The sequence below is a fragment of the Bradyrhizobium sp. Unk1 genome, from assembly GCF_059512345.1.
Window position 1 is genome coordinate 1 of the sequence record NZ_JCAMOP010000166.1, and the last position, 1423, is coordinate 1423.

1 protein-coding gene is annotated in these 1423 nt (G+C 66.1%); it reads right to left on the reverse strand.

Annotated features, from left to right (window positions below; all coding sequences use genetic code 11):
* Positions 1–67: 67 nt before the first annotated feature.
* Positions 68–1267, reverse strand: a complete 1200-nt coding sequence (locus AC5ZFO_RS47895; RefSeq protein ID WP_496124252.1) for an IS256 family transposase — start codon at positions 1265–1267, stop codon at positions 68–70.
* Positions 1268–1423: the final 156 nt, after the last annotated feature.

Sequence of the window (1423 nt, forward strand, 5' to 3'; positions counted from 1 at the left end):
GATCGTGTCCCTAAGCGTGGTGTAGCTGGCGGCGGGTCACCGCGTTCGCCGGCATGGGCCGGGCTGATCAGCTGGCGATAGCCTGAAGGCTGACGGTTGGATCATCGCTCCACGGCGCGATGGTTTCCAGCGTCATGTAGCGGGCACGCTGGACGGCCCATTCATCGTTCTGTTCGAGCAGGATCGCGCCGATGAGGCGGACGATGGCATCTTCGTTCGGGAAGATGCCGACCACCTCGGTGCGCCGCTTGATCTCGCCGTTAAGGCGCTCGATCGGGTTGGTCGAGTGCAGCTTGGTCCGGTGCTGGGGTGGGAACGTCATGTAGGCGAGCACGTCGGTCTCGGCCTCGTCCAGGAAGCCGGCAAGCTTGGGCAGCTTGGGACGGAGCTGGTCGGCGACCTTGCGCCACTGCGTGCGAGCGGCCTCGGCATCGTCCTGGGCGAACGCGGTGGCGATGAAGGCGGAGACGACGCGCCGGCCGCTTTTGCCGGCATGTGCCAGCGCATTGCGCATGAAGTGGACGCGGCAACGCTGCCAGGAGGCGTTGAGCACCTTGGCGACGGTGGCCTTGATGCCCTCATGGGCGTCGGAGACGACGAGCTTGACGCCGCGCAGGCCGCGTCGCGCAAGCTTGCGCAGGAATGCCGTCCAGAACGTCTCGGCCTCTGAGGGGCCGATATCCATGCCGAGAACTTCGCGCCGGCCATCGCTATTGACGCCGACGGCGACGATCACCGCGACCGACACGATGCGCCCGTTCTGGCGCACCTTCACGTAGGTGGCGTCGATCCACAGATACGGCCAATCGCCCTCGATCGGCCGGGCGAGGAACGCCTTCACCTTATCGTCGATCTCCGCGCACAGCCGCGAGACCTGGCTCTTGGAGATGCCGCTCATGCCCATCGCCTGCACCAGGTCGTCGACCGAGCGAGTCGAGACGCCCTGCACATAGGCTTCCTGCACCACGGCGGTGAGCGCCTTCTCGGCCATCCGGCGCGGCTCTAGAAAGCCGGGGAAGTACGAGCCCTTGCGCAGCTTGGGAATGCGTAGCTCGACCGTGCCGGCCCGGGTCTCCCAGGTCCGGTCGCGGTAGCCGTTGCGCTGTGCCAGACGCTCCTGGTTCTTCTCGCCGTAGGCGGCCCCGGTCTGGCCTTCCACTTCCAGCTCCATCAATCGCTGGGCAGCAAAGCCGATCATCTCGCGCAACAGATCGGCATCAGGGGTCTTCTCCACGAGCGTGCGCAGGTTCATCATGTCGTCGGTCATCGGTGGTTCCTCGGTTGCGTTGGTGTGTCGCAACCCGATCCTACCGGAGAACTGCCGGTGACCACCGCAAAGCCGCCCGCCCGCTACGGCGCTATCTGAGGCGCGCGTCCGGGCGGCTTTGCTCTACCGAGCTACACCACCTCTGGGGGCACGACC

What these genes read in the sequence shown, in the direction of transcription:
- AC5ZFO_RS47895 (WP_496124252.1), bottom strand. Translation starts at nt 1,267, where the DNA reads ATGACCGACGACATGATGAACCTGCGCACGCTCGTGGAGAAGACCCCT.